The sequence below is a fragment of the Micromonospora sp. NPDC048935 genome (assembly GCF_043197875.1).
Lineage (GTDB): Bacteria > Actinomycetota > Actinomycetes > Mycobacteriales > Micromonosporaceae > Micromonospora.
This window is the reverse complement of record NZ_JBICTZ010000003.1, coordinates 415700-441078: the sequence shown is the minus strand read 5'-3', so window position 1 is coordinate 441078 and position 25379 is coordinate 415700. Positions and strand designations below refer to the sequence as shown.

Below are 25379 nucleotides of genomic sequence, written 5' to 3'. Positions count from 1 at the left end.
ATCGCGAACATCCAGGCGAAACTGGGGTTCCACAACCGGGTGGGCATCGCGGCCTGGGCATGGCGAGCTGGCCTGGTTACGCCTGGCGCATCTGTTCCTGCGCCTCGAAGAGCTCGTCGCCGTAGCGGATGATCCACTCGGCGAGTGCGCGCATCGGGCCGTCGGCGAAGGTCCGACCGAGAGGTGTCAACGAGTAGTCGACCCTGGGTGGCGACTCGGCATACGACCTTCGCTCGATCAGGCCGCTGGTGACGAGCCGGTGGAGTGCCTCGGTGAGAGCCTTGTCGCTGATGCCGCCGATCCTCACCCGGAGAGCGCGGCGACGTTGCGGGCCGGCGACGAGAGCGGCCAGGATCACCGGATCCCACACGTGCGTGAACAGGTCGGTCCCCATTCGCAGCCGGCAGTCCGCCACGTAATTCAAGCAGTCGTCGTCCGTGTCACGAGACATTCGGTCATCGTGGCACGGCCGATACGCACCTGGTGGTGCGTAACGACCCGAGCGGTTCGCATTGGATTTCCTAGAGTCTGACGTCATGCGAATCGGAATTCTCGGCACCGGAACCCTCGCCACGGCGCTGGCCACCGGCTGGACCCGGGCCGGACATGACATCAGCATCGGCGGCCGCTCGCCGGAGCGCGCGGAGATCGCGGCGAAGGCATCCGGAGCACGTGCTCGACGGCTACCCGACGTCGTCACGGACGCCGACGCCGTCCTGCTCTCCGTCCACTGGGAGGGCGTCGCCGACATCCTCACGGCGGCCGGCGCACCCGCCGGGTCGCTCGCCGGTAAGCCGCTCATTGATCCGACGAACGCGGTCGAGCATGGCATCGGTGTGCTGCGGACGGCATCCGGACGCGCGATTGCGCAGCACGTCGCCGAACTCGCCCCCGGCGCTCACGTGGTCAAGGCGTTCCATCTCTTCCCATCGACGCGGTGGACGGCACCCGCGCCGACACCGGCGACTGTCGCGATGTGCGGGGACGACCCAGGAGCGCTGGAGATCGTCGGCTCGCTCGTCCGCGACGTCGGAGGCATTCCCGCCGTACTCGGCGGGCTGGACCGGGCACGCCAACTGGAGGAGGTCGCCGGGTTCGTCATCGGGCTCGCGTTCGCCGGCGTCGATCCGCAGCCGGCGATCCCGGCGGTTCCGTGACCGACAGCAGACAATCCGTTCGCGGGGCGGCGAAATCCGCCCCGCACACGCCTGTCGGCGAAGCCGTGAGCGGTGGATGTCGTACCCGTGCGTAAGGCTTCGGGGCATGGCGACTTTCGTTCTGATCCACGGCGGCGGGGGCAGCGCCTGGGACTGGCACCTCCTTGTCCCCGAGCTGACCAGCCGTGGCCACGACGTGGTGGTCCCGGAGCTGCCGATCGACGACAGCTCGGCGGGGTTCACCGAGTTCTGCCAGACGGTCGTCGACGCGATCGGCGACCGGAGCGACCTCGTGGTCGTCGGGCACTCGTACGGTGGGTTCACCGCGCCGCTGATTGCCGACAAGCTGCCGGTGCGGCTGATCGTCCTGCTCACACCGATGGTCCCCAAGCCCGGTGAGAGGCCCGGTGACTGGTGGGCCAACGCCGGTTACCGCGGCACCGAGGGGCTCAGCGAGGAGCAGCAGTTCTTCAACGGCGTGCCCGCCGACATCGTCGCGGAGGCACCGGCACACAGCCGGGAGCAGGTCAGCGCGGAAGGGAACGAACCGTGGCCACTGGGCACCTGGCCGGACGTGCCGACGAGGGTGCTCATCGCACGCGAGGACCGGTTCTTCCCGGCGGACTTCCAGCGCCGGGTGGCCGCCGACCGACTCGGCGTCGTCCCGGACGAGATGGACGGCGGCCACGCGGTGGCGCTCAGCCACCCGCGGCAGCTCGCCGACCGCCTGACCGCGTACCCGCTGCACTGAGGGGTGGGGGCCACGGCCGTGCCGGTCCGAACGGGCATCTCCGGGCGACGGAGCTGGTTGCGGCCTCGTGGCGGCATGAGCGCAGGTCGGCAATGATGGGGCGTTCGGGTGGAGGCGGGTGATGATGAAGCAGCCAACGCTGTTCCTGACTGTGGGGCTCCCCTGCACGGGGAAGACCACCGCCGCTCGGCGGATCGAGGTCGAGCAGAATGCCCTTCGTCTCACGAAGGACGAATGGGTGAAGGCTCTCTACGGGCACGAGAATCCGCCATCGGCTCAGGACGTGATCGAGGGCCGGCTCATCCAGATCGGGCTGCGCGCCCTCGACCTCGGCAACAACGTCGTGATCGACTTCGGCCTCTGGAGCCGAGACGAGCGCTCCGCGCTACGGCAGGCAGCAGCGGGCCTCGGCGCGACGGTGGAGATGCGCTACTTCGCAACCACCTCGGCCGAGCAGCGCAGACGACTCGATCAACGCCAGGCCGAAGCCCCACACACGACGTGGCCCATGTCCGACGAGGAACTCGCCGAGTGGGCTGCCAGCATCGACATCCCGACGCCGGGCGAGCTTGACGGCAGCGAACCCATCGATGCGCCCCCGGCTGGATTCGCGACCTGGGACGAGTGGCGGATACACCGCTGGCCGCCGTCGGTCTCGTGACCCGCCTGATGGTCGCCGCTGATGACGAATCGCGAGGAGAGATGACCAGCAGCGGGGTCGTCGTGCTCTCGGGCCCTCCGTGCTCGGGCAAGACCACGGCCGGAAAGGTGATGGCCGGCGGGCTTTCCTCCGGCCGGGGACGGAGACACCTGGAGGTCGACAGGCTGTTCGACCTCCTGTTCCCGGAATCCGACAGGAACCGTGACGACCGCATGCGGGCCTACGACGGCGCGCACCTCCTCGCCCGGATGTTCGTCGAACGCGGAGAGACCGTGTTCCTAGAGTGCACCTACGCGCGGCGCGACCAGCGCACCAGCTTGCTGGAAGCGTTGGCCGGCTCCTCCGCGCCGCTGTGGATCGTCGAGTTCTTCGTGAGCCCCGACGAGGCGGCGACCCGGTTCCGGGAGCGGTGTCAGGCCACGGATCTCGACGAAGGCACTGTTCGGGAGCGGGCCCAGGCGTTCCCGTACTCCGACCAGGCCCTCCGTGTGGACTCGTCCCTCGGGACACCCGAGGATCACGCCCGGCACATCACCACGTGGCTGCGGCAGGGCCCTCGACCGGTCGATCAGGACGTGTGGGCCCAGGCTGGACGGGACTGGAGCTGACCGGCGCTCGGCTTTCGACATGAGTGTGGTGCTGATCAGCACGACGGGAAGTTCCACCGCACGGGTAGGCGGCCGTCGCACAGGACGCAGGTGAAGTCGTCATCCCGCACGATGTTCCGCTCGCCGCGGGTGAGGCATCGACGGGAGGCGACCTTGTCGGTGCAGGTGCCGGTGCGGTACGCCCAGGCGGTCGAGTGCCCGCTGATGATGCGCAACGGCTGAGCTTCTCAGGGCATCACGGCAGAGCCGTGCGCAGGACGTCAGACGCGAATCAGGGCTGGGCCGCGCCCTCAGTGGTGGTGCTTCCTGCGGACGGACGAAGCGCGGTCAGCAGACTGTCGAGTTGACCCCAGGCCCGCGCACTGGAGATGTGGTCGATGTAGTCACGGGACTCGATGATCAGCCCGTCGCGGATACGCATCACGAAGACACACGGCACCCTGAACGCCTCGCCTGTCTCGTCGACCCGCCCCTGATAGGCGAACTCGGCGACGATCACCTCCGGGTCGGCAGTTTCATGAACTGTCACGTCGACCGGCTTACGGTGCAGCGTCCGGGCGACCGGAGGCGGCGCGGTGAAGTGCTCGTGCAGCTCACTGCGGCTGAGCAGCGGAGGCGGGTCGAGCGGGTGGAACGGATGGGTGACATGGGTTTCTTCTGCGTACAGGTCAGACAGGTCTTCGTACGGACCGCCGCAGACACCGTTCACCAGCCGGAGGAAGGTTTCGCGTGGGCTGCTCATGCCGGGCTTCCTTCGAATCGGTGGATGTCACCTGGTGCATGCCGGGGATTCCGTCGGGGAATGGCCGGCGTCCCAACGACGGCACCCTACCGACCTCAGCCCCGATCTGACCGCCCCGAAGTGGTGTCGTCGGCTGCGTTGTCCTGTGTGCAACGACGTTCCGGCAGGCGCGGCCGGCGGGGTAGCACCCTGGTGGGGGTGGGGTTGGGTGGCCATGGATGACGTGTCCTACTCGGGCGACCTGTTGTACTTGTCGAGCGTCGCCTTGGACATGGAAGCATCCTGGGGGCAGGCTGCGTACGGTCAGTCGGTCGCCGTGCTGAAGTACGACCACGAAGTGCTGCCCGGCGAACGATTCTCCCCGGCCGCTGGAGTGGAATTGGTAACGGCTGAGCCAGACGCCCTCGTACGAGCCGTGGACCGCGAGGGGCTTGGGCGTTGGCGTGGCCAGGCTGGAAATGGGCGAGGCCAGGTCGTGCCCGCTGTGCTGGTCATCAACGAGCGCGCGGGCGGAGTCGTCCTGGCTCATCCCGGTGTGGACCGCGCGCAGGGTGCTCCTCGCGGCGTTCCTGCCGCCACAATGGCGGCGTGTCACTCTGATGTCGCAGTGAGTATGCCGCCGGTGTCGTGCCCGCGCTGTCGTCCTCGGCACCATCGGGGCGTCCTCGTGGACAGCACGCAATGGGCTGAGCTTGCCGGCCCGCCCAGGTAGCGGAGGTCATGATGCGGGGGCAACGACTGTCCCGGTGACCTGCAGCCGCCGGCCACATGAATATGCTTGAGATGCAGCCTTTAGTTGTTCGTGCGCGATAGCGGCGATCTCAGTAGGCACGTCCGGCGAATTTTCCACCGAAAAACTCCTCCACGAAGCCTGAGGCCACATCTTTGCGTGAGGTCTGCTGCATTGCAAGCGCGATTGCGGTTGACTCTTTTATGATTGCGAGTGTGTGGGCATTCCGTAGCCTGGAGGGGGGAGGTCGACCCATCCGATTTTCTGTATCCATATCGCCGCCGACCCAGCTGGCACAAAGGGAGAGAATTTGCGCCAGGCACTGGGAGTATGGCGGGAGGGTGTGAAGGTCTTCGAGCGCGAGGCTGGCCAACTCTTCAAGGTCGGAAGACTCCAGCCTCGCCTCACGCGAAATATTCCATAGCTTCAACAAGCGAACTACGCTTACGAAGCGCGCGCCGAGCCTGCGAATCGAACGTTCCGTTAGCGTTTTCAGTCTCGTGGGAGAAAAGGTTTGCCATTCATTGTTTCGACCCGCTGGAATGAGGTAGCAGTTCTGTCCGACATGGCGAATTGCGGGCATGACGTCAACCGCCGGCGGGCGCGCGAATTTTGCTGAGGCTACGAAGTCATCCGGTTCCACCATGATGCCGGCTGCTGTTAGGGTGGCGGCCAGATCCGCAATCCCTTGACGCGGTTCAGGGTGGGGCTGCTCAGCGGTTCCCAGGATCGCCAGTAGGTCGACATCTGAGTGGCTGCCGAGAGCGGTTGCGCGAGCGACAGATCCGACCAATCTGTACTCGGCGCATACGCCACTACGCACCAGCACGTCGGCTACCTCATCGGCCTTGGCTTGAAAACGCTGGTAGTCAGCTGCGCTGGGTTGCACGGATTGGTCAATCTTGGCGAGTGCTGCGTCTGCTGCGTTGATCAACACATTCCCTCATCCTGGGCTGCCACAACACTAACCAATGAGAGGGGAAGTCGGCGCGACGAGACCCGGGTGCGGGAGTCGGCAGCCCCAGGGCTGACTCCTCGTGCAAGTTGTGAATCGTCCACCCTGCGATGGGCCTGGTTCGGTGTACCGTCCGAAGTGGTGGCCCGTCGGACGGCCGGCAGGGAACGGGCTCACCCCGCTACCTGGTGTTGCTGGTTGCGCGGCGGTGCAGTTGGGCCAGGTGTTGCGGGCGTCGGCGCGGGCCAGGATGGTGGTGCTGGCCGCCGCCGACCAGGTCGTCCCTGGCACGCCGTCGGTCACCGCGCACACGCAGGCCGCTGCGGACGCGGCGGGGCTGCACACCACCGACTGGGCGGCACTCAGCGTCCTGAATCTTGCCGGCCGGCTGGCCTCCGGCGAGCTGGCCGAGCGCACCGGGCTCACCACCGGCGCGACCACCCGACTGATCGACAGGCTGGAACGGGCGGGGCACGTGCGGCGAACTGCCGACCCGGCCGACCGGCGACGGGTGCTTGTGGAACCCGTGCCCACGCTCGACGTGGACACCATCGTCGGCCCGGCCCGGCAGCGGCTGGGCGAGCTGTTCCAGCAGTACCGGCCAGAGGAGTTGGCGGTGCTGTTCGACTATTTCGACCGCGCTGCTGATGCGCTACTCACCGCCACGCGCGAGGTGCGCGCACGTGCGGCCGACCGCGGCGGCCCTCCGTCCTGACCACGCAGGTGGCGAGGATCCGGCACCAGTGCCAGGCAGGGGAGAGCGGGCGGATGCCGCCGGTCAGGGGGCCGGTACGGCGGACGCGCGCAGTGCCGCGGCCAGCCACTCGTACGGGAACCGCTCCGGCGGTGCGTCGTTGACGGCGGTGACCAGCTCCACGTACCTGTCGAATGGTCCCTCCGCCGGCAGGCGGTCCCACTCGGCGCCCCTGCGCATCTGATCGGCGGCCTGGATCCGGAACTCGGGCGTGTCCGGTATCCCGGGGCTGTCCGGTGTCGCGAAGATGCCGGTCAACCACCCCATCCACGCCTCGGCGATCTCCCGCCCCCTGGGTGAGTCCGGCGGCACCTGTTCGCGCGCCGCGTCCAGCACCGGTTGGCCGATCGCCGCGCCCGCTTCCAGGGCGTCCAGCATCGGCGACGAGGTCATCAGCGGCCCGGCACCGGTGGTGCACGCCTCGTGCAGCTCACGGCGTACGGCCTGCCGGACCTCGGTGTCCCGGACCAGCTCGGCCAGCTCGATCCACGCCTCCAGTTGGGCGGCGGAGGGATGGTCGGGTAGCTGCGGTCGGGCCGCCCGCCACCAGTCGACCATCCGCTCCGGCGGCTCCCAGCCGGTGGAGACCTCGACCCAGAACTCGTCGATCAGTCGATCGCGTTCCTCGTCCGGCATGCCGACCAGCTTGTGCATCAGCGTGACCTGCTCGGCAGTGGAGTCCTGCCGCAGGATGGCCGACAGCACCGCGCGACGGCTGCGCAGGCGTGCCTCCTGCCGGGCCAGCAGGGCCAGGTGGGTGGCGGCCAGGTCGCGCAGCGTCGCCTCGCCGGCCAGCACCCGCCGGATCTCGTCCAGGCCGGCGTCGAGTTCCCGGAGCGTCCGGACCAGTTCCAGCCGGGCGATGGCCGCCACGTCGTACAGGCGGTGGCCGGCCGGGGTGCTGGCGGCCGGCGTGACGACACCGGCGTCCGCGTAGTACCGGACGGCGCTGACGCTCAGGCCGGTCCGCCGGGCGACATCCCCGATGGGGTACAGCTCGTCTCTGTCCACGACGCCCACTATGCGATCTCAAGCGGCTTGAGACGCAAGCCCTTCATCGGGTCGCCTGACACAGTGCGGGACCGACGCTCGCTGCGGCCTCTGACACCGGCTCGGCGGCAGATCCGGATGCGGTGGGCTGCGTTCATACTTCCCTCGTGACCAACCAGAGCGATGCCCTTCCCGTGCTCGTCATCGACGGAGCCTCGTTCGTCGACTTCGCTGGCTTCGTACGCGAGTTCTCGCAGCTGCTGTGTCACGGCACCTGGAACGGCAACCTCGACACCTTCAACGACATCCTCCGCGGCGGCTTCGGCACTCCCGAGACCGGATGGGTGCTCAGGTGGGTCAACTCTGACTCGTCCCGGGTCGCGCTCGGTCATGACGTCACGGTCCGATGGCTGGAGCAGATCCTCCGCACCTGCCACCCGTCGAACCGCGCGAGCGTCGAGGCCGGGCTCAGCGACGCGCGGCATGGGCAAGGGCAGACGCTGTTCGACATGATCGTAGAAATCGTCCACGACCACGGCCCAGGCGGCAGCGAGTCCGAGGACGGCATCATCCTCGAGTTGCGCTGAACGGAGCACCTTATTCCATCAATGCCCGCATGAAGGCCCCCGTGGGCTTGGCGACGACAGGGGCGGCGGGCCAACCGCCCCTGCGCTCAGGATCGGCCGATGGAGCGGTCCAGGAAATCGTGGATCATCGGCGCGGCGACGTCGAGCTTGTCTTCCAGCAGGAAGTGACCGGTGTCGAGCAGGTGGAACTCGGCCGACGGCAGGTCCTTGCGGTAGGGGTGGGCGCCAGCGGCCGGGAAGACCGGGTCGTTCTGGCCCCAGATGATCAACGTCGGCGGCTGGTGGTCGCGGAAGAAGGCGTGGAACTCCGGGTACAACGTGACGTTGCTGCCGTAGTCGTAGAACAGATCCAGTTGGATGTCCGCGTTGCCGGGGCGGGCGAGCTGGGCGTCGTCGTGGGCCCACCGGTCGGGGTCGAGCCGGGTCACGTCCTTCACCCCCGCCGTGTACTGCTGCTTGACCGTGTCGGAATTGAGGATGAACGCGATGGCCTGACGGCGCTCGTCGGTCTTCTCGGCCCAATATGCCTTGATCGGATCCCAGAACGCGCTCAGGCCCTCTTCGTACGCGTTGCCGTTCTGCACGATGAGCGCGGCGACCCGTTCGGGCCCCTTCAGGGCCAGCCGATAGCCGGTCGGCGCGCCGTAGTCGAAGCAGTAGAGCGCGTACCGATCCACGCCGAGTTGGCCGAGCAGCCCGTGCATGAGGTCGGCGAAGTTGGCGAACGTGTAGTCGAACGACGACCGGTCCGGGCTGGCGCTGTGGCCGAAACCCGGGAAGTCCGGTGCGATCACCCGGTACCGGTCCGCGAGCAGCGGGATCAGGTGACGAAACTGCGAGGATGCCGTGGGAAATCCGTGCAGCAGCAGGAGGACGGGACCGTCGGCCGGCCCGGCCTCGCGATAGAAGATGTCGATTCCGTTCACGGTCGTCGTCCGAAAGTGCGTGACCGGAAACTCGCCTTCCTGAACGGCGGCGACCGACGGTTTCTGCGCAATTCCCACCATTGTGGAGTCCTTTCGGAAAGAGCGAAAACGGTGCCACCCTGGGGAATTCCCCGCTCCGGTCAGCATCGCATGTGGCAGGGCGCCCGACGTGCCGAAATCACTTATCGAGGACCGGTCCTACAGCAGATGGGTGCGGAGGAAGTCGAGTTCCAGCGGAAGCAGTCGCTCGGCGGTGCCGTTCGCGGCCAGATGGGTGGCCCCGGTCAGCGGCAGCACGGCGTGCGGGCGGCCGGTGCTCAGCAGCGCCGCCGAGAGTCGCAGCGTGTGCGCGGCCACCACATTGTCGTCGGCCAGGCCGTGCACCAGCAGCAACGGGCGGGTCTGGTTCGGGCCGGTGAGCGGCTCGGAGGCCAACTCGACGAGCGAGTGGTGCGCGTAGACGTCCGTGCCGTCCTCCGGCAACCCCAGATAACGCTCGGTGTACGCGGTGTCGTACAGCGCCCAGTCGGTCACCGGCGCACCCGCGATCCCGCACCGGAACAGCTCCGGGTGACGCAGCACCGCCAACCCGGCCAGCCACCCCCCGAACGACCAACCACGCACCCCCACCCGCCCCATGTCCAGGTCGGGGTGCTTCCCGGCGAGCGCGGTCAGGGCGTCGATCTGGTCGGTGAGGACCACGTCGGCCACCCGCCGGTGGATCGCCTTCTCGAACGACGGGGCCACTCCCGGCGTACCCCGGTTGTCGATGGTGACCACCGCGAACCCGGCATCGGCCCACCACTGCCGCTCCAACCACGCGGCCCGCGCCGCGACGACCTCCTGGTGCCCCGGCCCGCCGTAGATGTCCAGCAGCACCGGCAGCCGTCGGCCCGTCACGTGGTTGTCCGGGTAGAGCACCGCCGCCGGCAACCGCCTGTCGGTCACCCGTTCCAGCAGCGGCAGCGGCGAGTACGGAGGGGTGGCGGCCAGCGACCGCAACTCGGTGAGCTCCTGGTCGCCGCGTCGGATCGTCCACCGCACCCCGGCGTGGTCCAGTGACGCGACCCCGACGGCCAGCACGTCACCGCCCACGGCGGCGGTGTGCCAACCCGAGTCGGTGGTGATCCGGCGCGCGTCCACCCCACCGCCGATGGTGGTGCGGATCCGGAACAGGTGCCGCTCGCTCGGCTCACCATCGCTGGCCTCGACCAGCAGGTCGGCCGGGCCGGAAGCGGCCGACAGCCGACCCACCACCCGCCGCACGTACAGCGACGGCGGAGTGAGCAGGGTGCCGTCGGCGAACAGGCACCGTGCGTCGTACCCGTCGTGGGCCAACTCCCCGCCGACCAGCACCCGGCCGTCCGGCAGGTGCGCCGGGGTGCCGGTGATCGGCTCCACCCAGCGCGGATCGGCCAGCTCCGCGTGCACCTGCGTCTCACCCGTGCGGGGGTCGACCGCCAGCACCAGCCCGTGCTGCTGCGAGCGGCGCAGCACGGTGATCAACGGGCTGCCCTCGACCCAGTTGACCGAGGTCAGGTACGGGTAGGTCTCCCGGTCCCAGTGCACGTCGACCCAGCCGTCATCGAGATCCAGCAGGTGCAGGCTGACCTCCGCGTTCGGACCACCAGCCCGGGGGTACGCGACGGCGGTCGGCGGGCTGCCCGGCTCGGCCGGGTCGTGCAGGTGCCAGCGGTCCAGGCGGGACTCGTCGACCCGGGCGGCGAGCACCGAACGCCCGTCCGGTGCCCACCAGTAGCCGCGGAACCGGCCGAACTCCTCCGCCGCGATGTGCTCGGCCAACCCCCAGCTCACCCCGGCGTCCTCGCCGGCGAGCAGGGTGTCGGCGCCATCCGCCTCGATCACCCGCAGCTCGCCCCGGCGCACGCCCTCGCCCGCGTCGGTCACGTACGCCAACCGTTGCCCGGTCGGGTCCGGACGTGGGTCCAGCACCGGGCCGACGGCGGCCACCTCCACCACGTCGCCGTGCACCAGATCCGCCCGGAACAACCGCCCGGCCAGCGCGAACACCGCGATCCGACCGGCGGCGTCCAGCGCGTACGAGCCGATGCCGGCGGCGCTGAGCCGCAGCCGCTCACGCAGCGCGCGTTCGCCCGGCGAAAGGGACCGGACGTCTCCGCCCTCGCCGAGCAGGGTCGCCGGGTCGGCGACCAGGCGTTCCTCGGCGGTGGCCACGTCCAGCAGCCAGAGCGCGTCCGCCGGATCCTCCGGCCCGGCCGAGCGTAGGAAGATCACCCGAGAGCCGTCCTCAGCCACGGAGACAGCGCGCGGCGCGCCGTGGCTGAACCGGCGGGTGCGGGCGGCCAGCTCCGGAAAGTCCACAGACCAGATCGTAGAGCGGTACAGGGGGTGATGTGGCCGACCTGGGCGGACGCGTCAGCGTCGGCGGGCCCGGACTGCCGGTTAGAGTGACCGTCGTGACGACGCTGCCCGACCGACGCCTTTTGCTGGTCCACGCGCACCCCGACGACGAGTCGATCGGCACCGGCTCGACGATGGCCCACTACGCCGCCAACGGAGCCCACGTCACGCTGGTGACCTGCACCCTCGGCGAGGAGGGCGAGATCCACGTCCCGGCGCTGGCCCAGCTCGCCGCCGCCGAGGCCGACCAACTCGGCGGGTACCGGATCGCCGAGCTGGCCGCCGCCTGCGCCGCGCTCGGCGTCAGCGACCACCGCTTCCTGGGCGGGGCCGGCCGCTACCGCGACTCGGGGATGATGGGGCTCGACACCAACAACCACCCCCGCGCCTTCTGGCAGGCCGACCTCGACGAGGCCGCCGGGCACCTGGTGGAGATCATGCGGGAGGTACGCCCGCAGGTGCTGATCACGTACGACCCGAACGGCTTCTACGGCCACCCCGACCACATCCAGGCCCACCGGGTGGCGATGCGTGCTGTCGAGCTGGCCGCCGCCGAGGGCTACGCCCCGCGGAAGGTCTACTGGACCGCCATGCCGCTCAGCGTCCTGGAAGCCGGCATGGCGCACTTCGCGGAGTCCTCCGACAACCCGTTCGGCGGCATCGCCGACATCGCCGACCTGCCCTTCGGCACCCCGGACGCCCAGATCGCCGCCCGGATCGACGGCACCGACGAGCACACGGCCAAGGAGGCCGCGATGCGGGCGCACGCCACCCAGATCCCGGCCACCTCCTGGCTCTACTCGATCGCCGGCAACTTCGGCGGCGAGTTCATGGGCGTGGAGTTCTTCACCCTCGCGGTCGGCGAGAAGGGTCCGGGCTCCGGGCCGTACGGCTGGGAGGACGACCTCTTCGCCGGGCTCCCCGAGGAGACCGCGCCGTCCCGGTCTGTGGTTGGGGCTGGTTCGGGTGGGTCTGGTGCGGGTCGGTCTGTGGTTGGGGCTGGTTCGGGTGGGTCTGGTGCGGGTCGGTCTGTGGTTGGGGCTGGTTCGGGCGCAGCTGGTTCGGATCGGTCTTCGGTCGAGGACGCCCCGGGCCGGTCTTCGGTCACGGCGGCAGGTCTTCGGTGACTCTGCCCGCGTCGATGACGGTTCTGGACGACCAGGATGCCCCGCCCCCGGCGGGGCCGCCGCCGCGACTGCTGGACCTGGGCCTGCGGGTGGCCGGCGCGATCGTCGTGGTGGTCGCCGGAGTGCTGACCGGGGTCCTCGAGCTGCTGCTCGCCACGTTCCGCGTCGGTGGGCAGTTGATCGGCGTCTCCGCACTCCTCGCCGTCGGCGCCAACATCGTGCTGAGCTGGTTCGCGTACGCGGCGGTCGGCCGCAGGTGGGCGGTGGCGCTGCCGGCGGTGCCGTGGTTTGCGCTGATGGTGGTGGCCGCCATCCGGACAAACGAGGGTGACCTGTTGCTGGCCGGTGACAACTGGGTCGGCCTGGCCATGATCGTGGCCGGTGCGATGACCTTCGCGGTGATGGGCTTCCGGCAGATCCTCGCTCCACCCACCGCGCTCGGGCTGATGACGCCACCCAGGTAAGGGTGGTAGATATTCCAGCCAGGGATGTGAGCCCACGACGGGGCGTACGGCAGGAGGGCTGGCGATGGACAGACGGTGGCGCGACATCGGCGTGCTCGTGGCAGCACTGTTCGCGGTCAACGTGGTCGCCCGGCTGATCATCCGGTTCGGCTTCGAGGAGGACGACACCGTCGCCGACCGGGTGTCGCTGGCGATGTTCGCGGTGATCGGGCTGACCCTGGCCGTGGTCGCCTTCCGCTGGGGTCGTCGCCGGCCACTCGCGGACTGGGCGACTGACATGGCCCTCGTGGTGCTCGTGGCAATGGTGCTGACCGTGCTGGTCGGGCCCCTCCTGATCGGTCACAACCCGTTCGCCGGAGGCGCGCCGACGTTCTTCGCCCAGATCTGGCTGTACCTGCTCGCCTCCGGTGCCGGCGTGCTGATCGGCTACCTGGTGCTCACCGCGCTGGGGCGTGACTACCGCTCCCGGCAGCTCAAGCGGTACGCCGAAGTCAAAGCCGCCAAACCCCGCCGCGTCGTCCGCCGCTGACCCGCCCGAACGCCGCGACCGGCCGCACCGCTCACGAGTAAGGCGGGCATGGCTGGGCCATTGGGACGTGCGTGGTTGGGCGCGCTGCTTTGTGGGCTGGGCTGGGTGCGCGGCTGGGCGTGGCCTGGCGTGGGCTGGGTGCGTTGCTGAGCTGGGTGCGTGGCTGGGCGTGGGCTGGGCTGGGTGCGCGGCTGGGCGTGGGCTGGGTGCGCGGCTTGGCGTGGGCTGGGCTGGGCGCGCGGGCTGGCGTGGGCTGGGCGCGTTCCTGGGCTGGGCGCGCGGCTGGGCTGGGTGCGCGGCTGGGCGTGAGTGGGCTGCGCGGGCTGGCGTGGGCTGGGCGCGTTCCTGGGCTGGGCGCGCGGCTGGGCTGGGTGCGCGGCTGGGCTGGGTGCGCGGCTGGGCGTGAGTGGGCTGCGCGGGCTGGCGTGGGTTGGGCATGTGTGGGCCCGCGCTGTCGGGCTTGCCGCTTGATCAACTCGGTTTTCATGAAGTCGGGCTGTCCCGGGTGAGCGGATGCCCCGACTTCCTGTTGATCAACTCGGTTTTCATGAACTCGGGCCGTCCTGGGCAAGCAGATGCCGCAACTTCCTGAATGTCGAGTCGATCACGGTGCTCGGCCTGCCACGTGTGCTCGGCCTGCCACGTGTGCTCGGCCTGCCACGTGTGCTCGGCCCGCCGCGCGTGCCGGCCTTGCCACGTGTGCCGGCCTTGCCACGTGTGCCGGCCTTGCCACGTGTGCCGGCCTTGCCACGTGTGCCGGCCTTGCCACGTGTGTCGGCCCGCGTGTGTCGGCCCGCGTGTACATGGCCCGCGCACGTGGGTGGGTTCGCCCCTGCGCGCCGGTCGGGGTCAGTGCGGGGCGACTCGGGTCAGGTAGGTGTGGTGCGTGGTGAAGCCGAGCCGCCGGTAGAGCGCGACCGCCGCCGTGTTGTGCTGCTCGACCTGGAGGAACGCATGCGTCGCACCGGTCGACACGCCCCAGGCGGCCAGCTCGTGGATCACCCGGCTGGCCAGTCCCTGACGGCGGGCCACCGGCGACACCTCGATCAGGCTGAGGCCCAGCCAACGCCCCTGGCCGGTCACCGTGCCCCGGCCGACCGCCACCAGCGTGCTGTCGTCGTACACGTGGGCGAAGCGGACCTGGCCCACGGCGGTGAGCACGTGCCGGGCGGCGTCCGGCAGGCTGCCCTTGCGGCCGGCCGCGACGGCCAGCCACTCCGCGCTCGGCGCGGCGGCCAGCTCGACGACCGCACTGCTCCACCGATCGGCATCCGCAACGGCGGTGCCGGGCTGGTCGGAGTGCTGACCGGCGGTTGCGGGGGTGCGGCGGGCGACCGGTGCGTTGCCGGGCGGTGAGCTGGTCGCTGGCGGTCGGAGGGGGAGCGGCGTGGTCTGGACCAGGACCGGCGGGCGGGCGGCCCAGCCGCGGGCGTCCAACTCGGCGCCGACCGGGGCGGCGAGTGGCAGCGGCGTGTTGATGATCGGGGTCTGCCCCCGGTCGGCGTACCAGCGTTCGACCGCGTCCACGGCGGCGGGCAGCGGCCGGTCGGGGTCGCCGATCGGCAGAGCCGAGTTGGCCCGCCCGGTCCAGCCGTCGGCGGCGCGGAGCAGCCAGTCACCGAGTTGGTCGCGGGTTGGTGCCGGCCAGGCTTCGTCGGCGGCCCGTTCCAGGGCCACGACCGCCGCGGCGGTGGGCCGCCGGGTGGGTGGCACCCGCTTGGCGCGGTGCACCTGTGCCACCGGGACGCGTAGCTGGCCCTGTGCCGTGGCGAGGGTGAGATGAGTCTCGCTCAGCTCGACCAGTTCGCCGAGGGCATCGGAGAAGAGCGGTCGGCCTTCGCGAATCCCCACAATCCGGCGGACTACGATTCGGTGTCCCACATCCTGCTGTCGGAGCACGATCGACCCCCTCCCCGGCGAGATACTAGGCTCTTACTGTCGCGGGTGATCGCGGCGTGTCTTGCGGAGGAGAAGACCGGTGACCTACATCATCGCCGAGCCGTGCGTGGATGTGCTCGACAAGGCATGCATCGAGGAATGCCCGGTCGACTGCATTTACGAGGGCAATCGGATGCTCTACATCCACCCCGACGAGTGCGTCGACTGTGGTGCCTGTGAGCCTGTCTGCCCGGTGGAGGCGATCTTCTACGAGGACGACGTCCCGGAGCAGTGGAAGGACTACACCGGCGCCAACTACGAGTTCTTCGAGGAACTGGGCTCGCCCGGTGGCGCCTCGAAGATCGGCAAGGTGGAGAAGGACGCCACCTTCGTCGCCGCGCAGCCGCCGCGCGGCGAGGGCCACTGAACCGGCCCGCGCCGGTCTCGTCGCGACTGCCCGAGTTCACCTGGGACACCCTGGACGCCGCGGCCACGCTGGCCGCGGCGCATCCGGAGGGCCTGATCAACCTCTCCATGGGTACGCCGGTCGACCCGGTGCCCGAGGTGATCCGGCGGGCGTTGGCTGACGCGTCCGATGCTCCCGGTTACCCGCTGACCGCCGGCACACCGGCGTTGCGGGCCGCGATCGCGGCGTGGGTGTCCCGGGCCTGTGGTGCCGGGGTCGACGGTCTCGGTGTGCTGCCGACCATTGGCTCGAAGGAGCTGGTCGCCTGGCTGCCGACCCTGCTCGGCATCGGCCCGGGTGACGTGGTGGTGGTGCCGTCGATCGCGTACCCCACCTACGAGGACGGCGCCCGGTTGGCCGGCGCGACTGTCGTGCGCACCGACTCGCTCACCTCGCTGGGGCCGACCCCGAGGGTCCGCCTGGTCTGGGTCAACTCGCCCGGCAACCCGACCGGCCGGGTGCTGCCCGCGGCACATCTGCGCAAGGTGGTCGACTGGGCCCGGGAACGCGGCGCGGTGGTCGCCAGCGACGAGTGCTACCTGCCGCTCGGTTGGTCGGCCGAACCGGTTTCGGTGCTGTCCCCGCAGGTCAGCGGTGGCAGCTATGCCGGGCTGCTCGCCCTGCACTCGCTGTCCAAGCGGTCCAACCTCGCCGGCTACCGGGCCGGCTTCGTCGCCGGTGACCCGGCGCTCGTCGCCGAGCTGCTGAAGGTGCGCAAGCACGCGGGGATGATCGTGCCCACGCCGGTGCAGGCGGCCATGGTGGCGGCACTTGAGGACGAGCGACACGCCGAGGAGCAGCGGGAGCGTTACCGCGCCCGGCGGGAGGTGCTGGCCGCCGCGTTCACCGGTGCCGGTTTCACCGTCGAGCACTCCGAGGCGGGTCTCTACCTCTGGCTGACCCGAGGTGAGGACTGCTGGCAGACAGTCGACTGGCTGGCGCGGCGCGGCATCCTGGTCGCCGCCGGCGTCTTCTACGGCCCCGGCGGCCAGCAGCACGTGCGGGCGGCGCTTACCGAGTCCGACGAGCACATCGCCGGCGTCGCGGCCCGCCTCGCCGAGGTCTGATCGCGCTCCGGGCGGTCGAGCCGTCGGCCCGACCGCCCGGACGGTGTCAGTCGGCGATCTGACGGAAGACCCGTAGCAGGGTGTTGCGGCTCTGCTTCTCCAGCAGTTCGCTGCCCATCAGCTCCTGCATGGCGACCACCCGGCCGTCGTGCAGGGTCACCTCGGCCTTCAGCGGCACCTCCCGCCTGACATCCACGGAGACGATCTCCTCGTAGGGCAGGAACGTGTGCCCGGCCACCAGGTCCGCCATCGACACCGAGCCGACAAGCGCGCGTAGCCGTTTCTCGCCCTGGCTGGCCTTGCCGGGGTTGACGATCAGGACCAGCCCCCGGTCGAGGATGAGCACGTCGTGCTCCGTACCGTCGATCTTGATGTTGGCCAGTGCGCCGATCAGGCCGGCGTCCCGCCCGGAGACCCGGTCCTCGACCACCGTCGCGCCGGCGGGGTCGATGCCCAGCTCGGCCAGGCGGGCCAACGCCACGTCCAGGGTCTGCGGCGCGACGGCCAACTTGGCGATCTCGGCGAGGTCCCACGGTTGCCCCTGCGGCCCGACGAGCTGCGCCGGGCCGGACCAGGAGAGCTGCCAGCGCGCCTGACCGGAGCGGACGGCCGCGTTGTCGAGCAGCGTCTCCATCGGCCCGGCGAACTGGGCCGCGGCCTCCTCGCGTGTCGCGTCGTCGAAGAACTGCTCGGCGAACTCCCCCAACCGGCCGGAGCGGACCAGGTCCAGCACCGTCGTGAGGCCCGGCTGGGAAACGCCGGTGAACCGCCCCGCGGCCCGGTAGATGCCGTCCGCCCTCTGTTGCACGGCGGCCGCGACCGCCGCGGCGGTGAACTGCGCCCAGGGCAGCACCTGGCGGCGTCCGTGGTCGACGACGATCCCCTGCAACTGCCGTCCGGCGGTGGCGATGTCGGCGAGCAGCAGCGCGGCGGGCCGCTCGTCCGGTGCGACGGCCCCGGCCGGCAGGGCCGCCATCGCGGTGACCCGGGCGCCGATCGGCGGGTGGGTGTCCCACGGCGAGGGATCCTGGTCGGGGGCGTTCTCCCGCATCTCGGCGATCTCGTCCCGCCGGGCGTGCAGCAGTTGACCGAAGCCGCCGAAGAGGTCGTCCGGCGCCAGCTCGGCGGACCAGCCCGGCTCGACGTACCGACGCATGAAGAAGCCCCAGGCGGCGTCGAGCGCGGGCAGGGTACGCAGCGCGGAGGTCGCGGCGTCGTGCCCGGCCAGCAGCACCGAGGAGCGGTCGGCCTCCAGCTCCTGCCGCCGGGATGCGGCGTTGTCCACGATCAGGTAGAGCTTCGCGTAGCCCTTGAAGACCCAGCCGATCGGGTTACGCGGGCTGATCTGCTCCAGCGTCTCCGCGATCGCCAGCCGACCCCGGTACGCCACCCCGCCGAGGCGGGTGTGCTTGCCGGAGTAGTGGCCCAGCTCGTGCGCGAGGACCGAGCGCAACTGGTCGGTCCGCATCGCCTGGAGCAGGGGCAGCCCGACGTACAGGGTCCGCCGTCCGCCGACCAGGCCGAGCAGTCGGCTCTGCTCGGCGACCGCCGCGTTCACCTCGGGCACCAGCCGGATCTCGTCCGGGGCGCGGGTGCCGACCGCGGTGGCCAGCTCGCGCACGGTGGCCCAGAGACCCGGCGCCTCGCGTTCGGTGAGGATCAGGCCGGGTGCCGGCTCGTTCTTCGTACGGATCGCGCGCCACAGCCCGACGGCCACCGCGCCCAGGGCGATGACCAGGGGCAGCAGCAGCTTTCCGGTGACGATCCCGTTGGTGTGGTCGAACAGCCAGACGCCGAGCGCGACGACGGCGGCGAGCTGGAGGAGCGCGACCACGTAGAAGCCGATCAACATGACCACCGAGGCGAGCGCCCGGTATGTCGCGGACATTTCGTTTCCTTCCCGCTGTAGCCCGCGTCGACGTGGCGGGCGGCGGAGCGGACCGTACGACGCTGATCCGAACCGGACAACCCCCTTCCGGACCGGCCTCGGCCAGATTCACGATCTTGCGGTTCCCGGCCGGGGGAGAGGACAGCGCGGCTGATCCCGTTCGTCGCGGCGCGACGATGCGGTGGACGTCGAGGACTGACCGGCGGGCGGGCCGGCCGCGGACGATATCCTCGGCCGGACCCGGTCGGGCCGCGTCGGCCCCCAGCAGGAACGTCGAGGTGTGCGGATGGTGGACAGGCCCGGCGCGCGGGTGCGGGCGGCGGTGGTCGGCACCGGTCTGATCGGAGGCTCGGTGCTGCTCCGGATGCACGGCGCGGGCGTCGACGTGACCGGGTGGGATCCGGACGAGGCCACCCGGCGGGAGGCCCGCCGGATCGGCGTACCCGCTCCGGACCGGCTGGTCGAGGCGGTGGCCGACCGGGACGTGGTCTTCCTCTGCGGGCCGTTGCCCACCCTGCCGGCGACGCTTGTCGAGGTGGCGGCGATGACCGGTGAGCGGTGTGTGCTGACCGACGTCGGCAGCACCAAGGAGGAGGTGGCGGAGTTCGCCGCCACCCAGGGGCTGACGCACCGGTTCGTGCCCGGCCACCCGATGGCCGGCACCGACCGGGCGGGCCTGACGGCCGCGGGGCCGGACCTGCTCACCGGCGCCGCCTGGGTCCTGTGCCCGGCCGCCGGGGCGGCCACGACCGCGTTCCGCTGGCTGGCCGGGCTGCTGGTGGACGTCTTCGAGGCCCGGGTGGTGCCGATGTCCGCGGCGGAGCACGACTCGGCCGCCGCCCTCGCCTCCCACGTGCCGCACCTGCTGGCCGGCGCGTTGGCCGGTGCCGTACAGCGGGCGCCGCTGCGCGACGCGATCCTCGCGCTCGCCGCGGGCAGCTTCTCCGACGGCACCCGGGTCGCCGGCACCCCCGCCGATCGGACCGCGAACATGCTGCTCGGCAACCGGGACCGGGTGCTGCGCGAGCTGACCGAGGTCACCGCGTTCCTGGACGACCTGGCCGCCGCGCTGCGCGCCGGCGACGCACCGGCGCTCACCGCGCGCTACGACGAGGCGCGTGCCTCCCGCGCGGCGCTGCGTGGCCGCCGGTTCGACGCGGACGACAGGCGGTTCCCCCTCGACGGTGACCACACCGCCGAGGTGTCCTGGTTGCGCGGGTTGGGGGTGGCCGGCGGTCATCTGAGCGGCCTGCACGTCGGCGTCGAGACCGTCTCCTACGCGGCGCGGCGGCCTGTGGCTGACTAGGCTGAGGGGCATGGCGGCGGACAGTCCGGTGGTGCAGGTGCGCGGCGAGGCGTACCGGGAGGTGCCGCCCGAGCTGGCCCGGTTCGCGGTCACCGCGACCGCGCGGGACCGGGACCGGGAGACCACCCTGACCAGGCTGGCCGAGCGCGCCGCCGCCATCCGGGTGCTGCTGGACGGCTCGGGGCCGGCGGTGGCGCGGCGGGAGACCGGCGACCTGCGGGTGCGACCGGAGACCCGTCGCTCGGGCGAGCGGGTCGTCGCCTGGCACGGCAGCGTGACCACCACCGTCACCGTCACCGACTTCACCGCCCTCGGCGAGCTGATGCTCCGGCTGGCCGACCAGGACCAGGTCGAGGTGGCCGGGCCCTGGTGGGAGCTTCGTCCGGACAGCCCCGCCCACCGCGAGGCCCGACACGCCGCCATCCGCGACGCGCTGGTGCGGGCCCGGGAGTACGCCGAGGCGCTCGGCGCCCAGGTCACCTCGTTGCTTGAGCTGGCCGACGCCGGGCCGGCCGACCGGCCGATGTTCGCCCGCGCGGCGTTCGCCGGGAGCGGCGCGGGTGGCGGCCCACCAGAGCTTGAGTTGGACCCGCAGCCGCAGACCGTCCAGGCGGCCGTGCAGGCGCGGTTCACGATCAGCACGCCGGTCCTCGACTGATGCCACCGCCTCTGGTGCTGTCCGTCGACGCGTTGGTGCAGCGCGCGCTGGCGCTGGCCGAGGCGGGCCCGCGACAACTGCTGGGCATCGCCGGCGCACCGGGCGCTGGAAAGTCCACGCTGGCCGAGCAGGTCGTGGCCGCCGTGGGGCCGACCGCCAGACTGGTGCCGATGGACGGCTTCCACCTGGCGCAGGCGCAGCTGGTCCGGTTGGGCCGCGCGGAGCGCAAGGGCGCGGTGGACACCTTCGACGCCAACGGGTTCGTCTCGTTGCTGCGCCGGTTGCGTCGGTTGGAGCCCACCTCGGTGTACGCGCCGGAGTTCCGCCGGGAGTGGGAGGAGCCGGTGGCCGGGGCGATCGAGGTGCCGCCGTCGGCCCGGCTGGTGGTGACCGAGGGCAACTACCTGCTCCTGCCGGACTTCCCGTGGCAGGAGGTGCGCACGCTGCTGCACGAGGTGTGGTTCCTCGACCTGGACGCCGACCTGCGCCAGCGTCGGTTGACCGCCCGGCACGAGGCGTTCGGGCGGTCGCCGGAGCAGGCGCGCGAGTGGGCGCTGGGCAGTGACGAGGCCAACGCGGCCCTGATCACCCCCACCGCCGACCGGGCCGACCTGGTGGTCCGCCTGCCCGAGCCGCCGGCGGCCTGACCGCTCGGCGGCCTGACCGCTGGGCCGCCAACTGCCCGGACGGGCGTGGCGTGGTCAGTCCAGTTCGCGGACCGGCCGGGCGGGGTTGCCGACGGCGACCACGTTTGCGGGCAGGTCCCGGGTCACCACCGCACCCGCGCCGACGACGGTGTTGGCGCCGATCGACACCCCGGCCAGCACGATGGCGCCGCCGCCGAGCCAGACGTTGTCGTCGAGGGTGATCGGTTTGGCGGCCTCCCACTTTTCGCGGCGCGGCCCGGGCTCCACGGGGTGGGTCGGGGTGAGTAGTTGCACGTTCGGTCCGATCTGGACGTCGGCACCGATGGTGATCGGGGCGACGTCGAGGAAGACCGCGTGGTAGTTGACGAAGCTGCGGGGCCCGATCCGGATCTGCCAGCCGTAGTCGCAGTAGAACGGCGGGCGGATCCAGGTGTCGTCGCCCAACTCGCCGAGGAGTTCACGCAGCGCCCCCAGCCGCGCCCGCGGATCCGCCGCGGGGCTGGTGTTGAAGCGTTCCATCAGCTGGGCGGCCCGGTCCAGGTCGGCGATGATCTCGGGGTCGTCGGCCAGGTAGGGCTCACCGGCGAGCATTCGGTCCTTCATGGAGGTCACCCGGTCGATGATGCCGGTCGACCCTGCCGTGGGTTGGCAGGTCCGTCATATTTTCGACCCCTTTTTTGCATACCGGGTATGCAATACTGACGGCGGTCTATGCACGTCTCACAGTTACAGACGCTCCAACGAGGAGGATCCGTTGCATCGACGCAGCAGAATGACCATCGCCGTCACCGCCGTCGCAGCCCTCGTACTGGGCACGCCGGCCAGCGCGATGGCCAGCCCACCCACCACCTCCCCCGACGCCGCCCCGCGTACCGCGACCGGCACCGCCACCCCGAAGACGGTCACCCTGCTCACCGGTGACCGGGTCACCGTCTCCGCGTCCGGGTCCGCCGCCGTCCGTCCCGGCCCCGACCGTGCGCATGTGCGCTTCCTCACCAGTCGCGAGCGCGGTCACCTCACCGTGCTGCCGGAGGACGCCCTGCCGCTGATCCACGCCGGCCGGGTCGACCGGCGACTGTTCGACGTGACCGGCCTGATCGCCGCCGGTTACGACGACGCCCGCCGCGACAATCTGCCGCTGCTGGTGTCGTACGGCTCGACCGGCACCGCCCGGCGTGCCCCGGCCGCTCTGCCCGGCACGCGGGTGACCCGCGACCTGCCGGTGATTCACGGCGCCGCCCTGGCCACCGACAAGTCCGCCCTCGGCGCGGTCTGGGCGACTGTCGCCACCGGCCCCGCTGGAGCCCGCCTCGACGCGGCGGGGGGCGTCGAGCGGATCTGGTTGGACGGCCGCCGCACGGTGACCCTCGACCACAGCGTTCCGCAGATCGGCGCGCCCGCCGCCTGGGCGGCCGGGTTCACCGGCAAGGGAGTGTCCGTCGCGGTGCTGGACACCGGCGTCGACGCGACCCACCCGGACCTGGCCGGCAGGGTGGCCGAGGCACGCAACTTCACCGAGGCCGCCGACGCCCGGGACACGGTTGGTCACGGCACCCACGTGGCCTCGACCATCGCGGGCACCGGCGCGGCCTCCGGCGGCAAGTACCGGGGCGTCGCACCCGACGCGACGCTGCTGGACGGCAAGGTCTGTGAGGACCGGGGCTGCCCCGACTCGGCGATCCTCGCCGGCATGCAGTGGGCTGCCGTGGAGAAGAAGGCCGCCGTGATCAACATGAGCCTCGGTGGCTGGGACACCCCGGAGGTCGACCCGCTGGAGGAGGCGGTGCAGACCCTGACGGCGCAGACCGGCACGCTGTTCGTCCTCGCCGCCGGCAACGACGGCGCAGACGGTTCGGTCGGCTCCCCGGCCTCCGCCGACGCAGGGCTCGCCGTGGGCGCGGTGGACCGCGACGACGAACTGGCCGACTTCTCCAGCCGGGGGCCCCGGGTCGGCGACGACGCGCTGAAGCCGGACATCACCGCGCCCGGCGTCGACATCGTCGCCGCGCGGTCCGCCAACGGTGTCATCGGCGAACCGGTGGGGGACCGCTACGTCACGATCTCCGGCACCTCGATGGCAACTCCGCACGTGGCCGGGTCGGCCGCGCTGCTTGCCCAGCAGCACCCGGGATGGCGGGCCGACCGGCTCAAGGCCACCCTGATGGCCGCCGCCAAGCCGCATCCGGACCAGACCGCCTACCAGCAGGGCGCCGGGCGGGTCGACGTCGCGCACGCGATCACCCAGCAGATCACCAACGACCCGGTGAGCGTCTCGTTCGGGCGTGCGCTCTGGCCGCACGCCGACGACGCCCCGATCACCCGCACGGTGACCTGGCGAAACGACGGTCCGGCCCCGGTCACCGTGGACCTGAGCGTCGAGGGCGCCGGCCCCGGGGGTCGTGCGCTGCCGGCCGGCCTGTTCGTCCTGGGCGCCAACCAACTCACCGTGCCGGCGGGCGGCACCGCCGCCACGACCGTCACCGCGGACACCCGGGTCGGGGACGCCGACGGCTACTGGACCGGGCGGATCGTGGCCCGCTCCGGTACGGCGGTCGCGGTCACCCCGCTGGCCGTGCACCGGGAGGTGGAGAGCTACACGCTCACCGTGGAGCACCTGAACCGCGCCGGCGCCCGCACCCCGGACCACTGGACCATCCTGGTCGGGATGGACACCTTCGGCTCGTGGGACCTCGTCAGCTCGGACGGGGTGGCCACCGTGCGGCTGCCCAAGGGGCACTACGGCCTGAGCGGCCTCGTCTACGAGCCCGGCCCGGAGGACGGGCCACGCGGGATGTCCCTGTTGACGCAGCCCCTGCTGACCGTGGAACGGGACACCCGGATCGTCGTGGACGCGCGCCAGGCCAAGGCGGTACGCACCACCATTCCGGACCGGACGGCGGTCCCGGAGCTGATCGACGTCAGCGGCAACTTCACGGCCGACGACGGCAGCGGGTACACCATCGGGCTCTGGGGTGACACGTTCGCCGACCTGGCCAGCGGTCACATCGGCAAGTCGGTCTCCGCCGACCGGTTCGTCGCCACCGTCAGCAGCCAGTGGATCAAGCCGGACACGGCCGACAGCCCGTACCTGTACGCGCTTGCCGAAGCGATCCCGGGCCGCATGCCCACCGGGTTCGTCCGCGACTACGCCCGACAGGACCTGGCCACCGTCGTGCATCAGTTCCGCGGCGGTGACCCGGGCACCGAGGCCGATCGGGTCGTGTACCCCGTGCTGGAGTACAACGTCGGCGGTGCCGCCCTGGGCCTGCGCACCACCGTGCCCGGCCAGCGGGTCGAGTACTACAACACCAAGAACGTGAAGTGGGAGTCCGAGCTCTACTTCGGAACGCGGGACGAGGACGGCTGGTTGGACGCGAATGCCGCGCTCTTCTCCACCCCCACCGCGTACCGGGCCGGACGGACGGTGACGGAGACCTGGAACCAGGCGCCGTACGGACCGTCGTTCCCGAACCCGAGGTGGCCGCACCAGAGCGTCACCCGGGTGGGTGACACCATCGTGGTAGACGTGCCGCTGTTCAGCGACGCGGCCGGGCACCCGGGCGGCTCGTTGAGCGACAGTGAGACAACCACGCTCCGGCGCAACGGCAAGCTGGTCGGCGAGAGCGAGTACGGCGGCTACGGGGAGTTCGCCGTGCCGCCGGGCGCGGCGAACTACCGGCTCGTCACGTCGTCGAAGCGAAGCTTCACCGACCTGAGCACCGAGGTCGAATCCAGCTGGGCCTTCCGGTCGCGGCACGTCGCCGGTGACACGCCGGCCCGGCTGCCCCTGTCGGTGGTGCGTTTCGCGCCGCCGTTGCGGGTCGACAACAGCGCGCCGGCCGGTCGGGACTTCGTCGTCCCGGTGCGGGTGCAGCGGCAGCCCGGCGCGCCGGCGGCCCGGGTGGAGAAGATCGCTGTCGACGTCTCCTACGACGGCGGGAAGACCTGGGGCAAGGCGAAGCTGGTCCGGACCTCCGCCAACGGCTGGTCGGCGAAGTTGCGGCATCCGGCCGGCACCGGCCACGTGTCGCTGCGGGCCACCGCCCGGGACACCGCGGGTAACACGGTGACGCAGAAGATCATCCAGGCGTACCGGTTGAGCTGAG

25 protein-coding genes and 1 pseudogene are annotated in these 25379 nt (G+C 71.1%); 15 read left to right on the top strand and 11 right to left on the bottom strand.

Translation table 11 applies throughout. From position 1 onward, the window contains the following. Positions 1-76: 76 nt before the first annotated feature. Entirely contained in the window at positions 77-451 is a 375-nt protein-coding gene (locus ACGFIW_RS12700; protein WP_393313752.1) for a winged helix-turn-helix transcriptional regulator, read from the bottom strand. 85 nt (positions 452-536) lie between these two features. Between ACGFIW_RS12700 and ACGFIW_RS12695 the strand changes: the two genes are divergently transcribed. From ACGFIW_RS12695 to ACGFIW_RS12680, 4 genes are all read left to right on the top strand, one after another. Next, entirely contained in the window at positions 537-1157 is a 621-nt protein-coding gene (locus ACGFIW_RS12695; protein WP_393313749.1) for an NADPH-dependent F420 reductase, read from the top strand. Positions 1158-1263: 106 nt separating this feature from the next. Beyond that, entirely contained in the window at positions 1264-1908 is a 645-nt protein-coding gene (locus ACGFIW_RS12690) for an alpha/beta fold hydrolase (protein WP_393313747.1), read from the top strand. Positions 1909-2029: 121 nt separating this feature from the next. Further along, positions 2030-2569 (top strand): AAA family ATPase, encoded by a 540-nt coding sequence (locus tag ACGFIW_RS12685; protein WP_393314070.1) that lies wholly within the window; start codon positions 2030-2032, stop codon positions 2567-2569. 41 nt (positions 2570-2610) lie between these two features. Further along, complete coding sequence (locus ACGFIW_RS12680) at positions 2611-3177, top strand: AAA family ATPase (RefSeq protein WP_393313744.1); 567 nt, start codon at positions 2611-2613, stop codon at positions 3175-3177. A gap of 35 nt (positions 3178-3212) precedes the next feature. Here the strand turns inward: ACGFIW_RS12680 and ACGFIW_RS12675 are convergent, their stop codons facing one another. From ACGFIW_RS12675 to ACGFIW_RS12660, 4 genes and pseudogenes are all read right to left on the bottom strand, one after another. Further along, complete coding sequence (locus ACGFIW_RS12675) at positions 3213-3392, bottom strand: hypothetical protein (RefSeq protein ID WP_393313741.1); 180 nt, start codon at positions 3390-3392, stop codon at positions 3213-3215. A gap of 56 nt (positions 3393-3448) precedes the next feature. After that, positions 3449-3919 carry a nuclear transport factor 2 family protein gene (locus tag ACGFIW_RS12670; RefSeq protein ID WP_393313738.1) on the bottom strand — a complete coding sequence of 157 codons (471 nt, stop codon included), beginning with the start codon at positions 3917-3919 and terminating at the stop codon, positions 3449-3451. 286 nt (positions 3920-4205) lie between these two features. Continuing rightward, positions 4206-4412 (bottom strand): annotated as a pseudogene (locus tag ACGFIW_RS12665) (XRE family transcriptional regulator); the annotation flags it as partial. A 328-nt stretch (positions 4413-4740) separates the two neighbouring features. Then, on the bottom strand, positions 4741-5586 hold the full coding sequence (locus ACGFIW_RS12660; protein ID WP_393313736.1) for a hypothetical protein: 846 nt from the start codon (positions 5584-5586) through the stop codon (positions 4741-4743). Positions 5587-5812: 226 nt separating this feature from the next. Between ACGFIW_RS12660 and ACGFIW_RS12655 the strand changes: the two genes are divergently transcribed. Beyond that, positions 5813-6319, top strand: a complete 507-nt coding sequence (locus ACGFIW_RS12655) for a MarR family winged helix-turn-helix transcriptional regulator (RefSeq protein ID WP_393313733.1) — start codon at positions 5813-5815, stop codon at positions 6317-6319. A gap of 63 nt (positions 6320-6382) precedes the next feature. On the opposite strand, the gene ACGFIW_RS12650 is transcribed toward ACGFIW_RS12655, so the two are convergent. After that, entirely contained in the window at positions 6383-7369 is a 987-nt protein-coding gene (locus ACGFIW_RS12650; RefSeq protein ID WP_393313730.1) for a MerR family transcriptional regulator, read from the bottom strand. A 146-nt stretch (positions 7370-7515) separates the two neighbouring features. On the opposite strand from ACGFIW_RS12650, the gene ACGFIW_RS12645 reads away from it, so the two are divergent. After that, positions 7516-7935: a barstar family protein gene (locus tag ACGFIW_RS12645; RefSeq protein ID WP_393313727.1), complete on the top strand. Its 420-nt coding sequence runs from the start codon at positions 7516-7518 to the stop codon at positions 7933-7935. Positions 7936-8021: 86 nt separating this feature from the next. Here ACGFIW_RS12645 and ACGFIW_RS12640 read toward each other — a convergent pair whose 3' ends face one another. Both ACGFIW_RS12640 and ACGFIW_RS12635 read right to left on the bottom strand, forming a co-directional pair. Next, positions 8022-8861 (bottom strand): alpha/beta fold hydrolase, encoded by an 840-nt coding sequence (locus tag ACGFIW_RS12640; RefSeq protein ID WP_393313724.1) that lies wholly within the window; start codon positions 8859-8861, stop codon positions 8022-8024. A gap of 198 nt (positions 8862-9059) precedes the next feature. Next, entirely contained in the window at positions 9060-11204 is a 2145-nt protein-coding gene (locus ACGFIW_RS12635) for a prolyl oligopeptidase family serine peptidase (RefSeq protein WP_393313721.1), read from the bottom strand. Positions 11205-11290: 86 nt separating this feature from the next. On the opposite strand from ACGFIW_RS12635, the gene mshB reads away from it, so the two are divergent. From mshB to ACGFIW_RS12620, 3 genes are all read left to right on the top strand, one after another. Then, the gene (gene mshB, locus ACGFIW_RS12630; RefSeq protein WP_393313718.1) at positions 11291-12370 is read left to right on the top strand and encodes an N-acetyl-1-D-myo-inositol-2-amino-2-deoxy-alpha-D-glucopyranoside deacetylase; all 1080 of its coding nucleotides are present in this window, start codon (positions 11291-11293) and stop codon (positions 12368-12370) included. Positions 12371-12384: 14 nt separating this feature from the next. Then, positions 12385-12834 carry a hypothetical protein gene (locus ACGFIW_RS12625; RefSeq protein WP_393314068.1) on the top strand — a complete coding sequence of 150 codons (450 nt, stop codon included), beginning with the start codon at positions 12385-12387 and terminating at the stop codon, positions 12832-12834. A 64-nt stretch (positions 12835-12898) separates the two neighbouring features. Further along, positions 12899-13363 (top strand): hypothetical protein, encoded by a 465-nt coding sequence (locus ACGFIW_RS12620; protein WP_393313715.1) that lies wholly within the window; start codon positions 12899-12901, stop codon positions 13361-13363. 849 nt (positions 13364-14212) lie between these two features. On the opposite strand, the gene ACGFIW_RS12615 is transcribed toward ACGFIW_RS12620, so the two are convergent. Beyond that, positions 14213-15262 (bottom strand): GNAT family N-acetyltransferase, encoded by a 1050-nt coding sequence (locus tag ACGFIW_RS12615; RefSeq protein WP_393313712.1) that lies wholly within the window; start codon positions 15260-15262, stop codon positions 14213-14215. Between the two features lie 79 nt (positions 15263-15341). Here ACGFIW_RS12615 and fdxA point away from each other — a divergent pair, with 79 nt between their 5' ends. Continuing rightward, complete coding sequence (gene fdxA, locus ACGFIW_RS12610) at positions 15342-15668, top strand: ferredoxin (protein ID WP_091422126.1); 327 nt, start codon at positions 15342-15344, stop codon at positions 15666-15668. Beyond that, complete coding sequence (gene dapC / locus ACGFIW_RS12605) at positions 15665-16774, top strand: succinyldiaminopimelate transaminase (RefSeq protein WP_393314064.1); 1110 nt, start codon at positions 15665-15667, stop codon at positions 16772-16774. Before fdxA ends, dapC begins: the two co-directional genes overlap by 4 nt. Positions 16775-16820: 46 nt before the next feature. Here the strand turns inward: dapC and ACGFIW_RS12600 are convergent, their stop codons facing one another. Next, positions 16821-18662 carry a M48 family metalloprotease gene (locus tag ACGFIW_RS12600; protein WP_393313709.1) on the bottom strand — a complete coding sequence of 614 codons (1842 nt, stop codon included), beginning with the start codon at positions 18660-18662 and terminating at the stop codon, positions 16821-16823. Positions 18663-18948: 286 nt separating this feature from the next. Between ACGFIW_RS12600 and ACGFIW_RS12595 the strand changes: the two genes are divergently transcribed. The 3 genes from ACGFIW_RS12595 to ACGFIW_RS12585 are packed head-to-tail and all read left to right on the top strand — an operon-like array spanning position 18949 to position 21273. Then, positions 18949-19968, top strand: a complete 1020-nt coding sequence (locus ACGFIW_RS12595; protein ID WP_393313706.1) for a prephenate dehydrogenase — start codon at positions 18949-18951, stop codon at positions 19966-19968. 10 nt (positions 19969-19978) lie between these two features. Continuing rightward, positions 19979-20626, top strand: a complete 648-nt coding sequence (locus ACGFIW_RS12590; RefSeq protein WP_357067844.1) for an SIMPL domain-containing protein — start codon at positions 19979-19981, stop codon at positions 20624-20626. Next, complete coding sequence (locus ACGFIW_RS12585; protein WP_393313702.1) at positions 20626-21273, top strand: nucleoside/nucleotide kinase family protein; 648 nt, start codon at positions 20626-20628, stop codon at positions 21271-21273. Before ACGFIW_RS12590 ends, ACGFIW_RS12585 begins: the two co-directional genes overlap by 1 nt. Positions 21274-21327: 54 nt before the next feature. Here the strand turns inward: ACGFIW_RS12585 and ACGFIW_RS12580 are convergent, their stop codons facing one another. Further along, positions 21328-21885 (bottom strand): sugar O-acetyltransferase, encoded by a 558-nt coding sequence (locus ACGFIW_RS12580; protein WP_393313699.1) that lies wholly within the window; start codon positions 21883-21885, stop codon positions 21328-21330. 160 nt (positions 21886-22045) lie between these two features. Here ACGFIW_RS12580 and ACGFIW_RS12575 point away from each other — a divergent pair, with 160 nt between their 5' ends. After that, positions 22046-25378 (top strand): S8 family serine peptidase, encoded by a 3333-nt coding sequence (locus tag ACGFIW_RS12575; RefSeq protein WP_393314061.1) that lies wholly within the window; start codon positions 22046-22048, stop codon positions 25376-25378. Position 25379: the final 1 nt, after the last annotated feature.

What these genes read in the sequence shown, in the direction of transcription:
- ACGFIW_RS12695 (WP_393313749.1), top strand. Translation starts at nt 537, where the DNA reads ATGCGAATCGGAATTCTCGGCACCGGAACCCTCGCCACGGCGCTGGCC.
- ACGFIW_RS12690 (WP_393313747.1), top strand. Translation starts at nt 1,264, where the DNA reads ATGGCGACTTTCGTTCTGATCCACGGCGGCGGGGGCAGCGCCTGGGAC.
- ACGFIW_RS12685 (WP_393314070.1), top strand. Translation starts at nt 2,030, where the DNA reads ATGATGAAGCAGCCAACGCTGTTCCTGACTGTGGGGCTCCCCTGCACG.
- ACGFIW_RS12625 (WP_393314068.1), top strand. Translation starts at nt 12,385, where the DNA reads ATGACGGTTCTGGACGACCAGGATGCCCCGCCCCCGGCGGGGCCGCCG.
- ACGFIW_RS12595 (WP_393313706.1), top strand. Translation starts at nt 18,949, where the DNA reads ATGGTGGACAGGCCCGGCGCGCGGGTGCGGGCGGCGGTGGTCGGCACC.
- ACGFIW_RS12585 (WP_393313702.1), top strand. Translation starts at nt 20,626, where the DNA reads ATGCCACCGCCTCTGGTGCTGTCCGTCGACGCGTTGGTGCAGCGCGCG.
- ACGFIW_RS12670 (WP_393313738.1), bottom strand. Translation starts at nt 3,919, where the DNA reads ATGAGCAGCCCACGCGAAACCTTCCTCCGGCTGGTGAACGGTGTCTGC.
- ACGFIW_RS12600 (WP_393313709.1), bottom strand. Translation starts at nt 18,662, where the DNA reads ATGTCCGCGACATACCGGGCGCTCGCCTCGGTGGTCATGTTGATCGGC.
- ACGFIW_RS12590 (WP_357067844.1), top strand. Translation starts at nt 19,979, where the DNA reads ATGGCGGCGGACAGTCCGGTGGTGCAGGTGCGCGGCGAGGCGTACCGG.
- ACGFIW_RS12700 (WP_393313752.1), bottom strand. Translation starts at nt 451, where the DNA reads ATGTCTCGTGACACGGACGACGACTGCTTGAATTACGTGGCGGACTGC.
- ACGFIW_RS12680 (WP_393313744.1), top strand. Translation starts at nt 2,611, where the DNA reads ATGACCAGCAGCGGGGTCGTCGTGCTCTCGGGCCCTCCGTGCTCGGGC.
- ACGFIW_RS12620 (WP_393313715.1), top strand. Translation starts at nt 12,899, where the DNA reads ATGGACAGACGGTGGCGCGACATCGGCGTGCTCGTGGCAGCACTGTTC.
- ACGFIW_RS12575 (WP_393314061.1), top strand. Translation starts at nt 22,046, where the DNA reads ATGACCATCGCCGTCACCGCCGTCGCAGCCCTCGTACTGGGCACGCCG.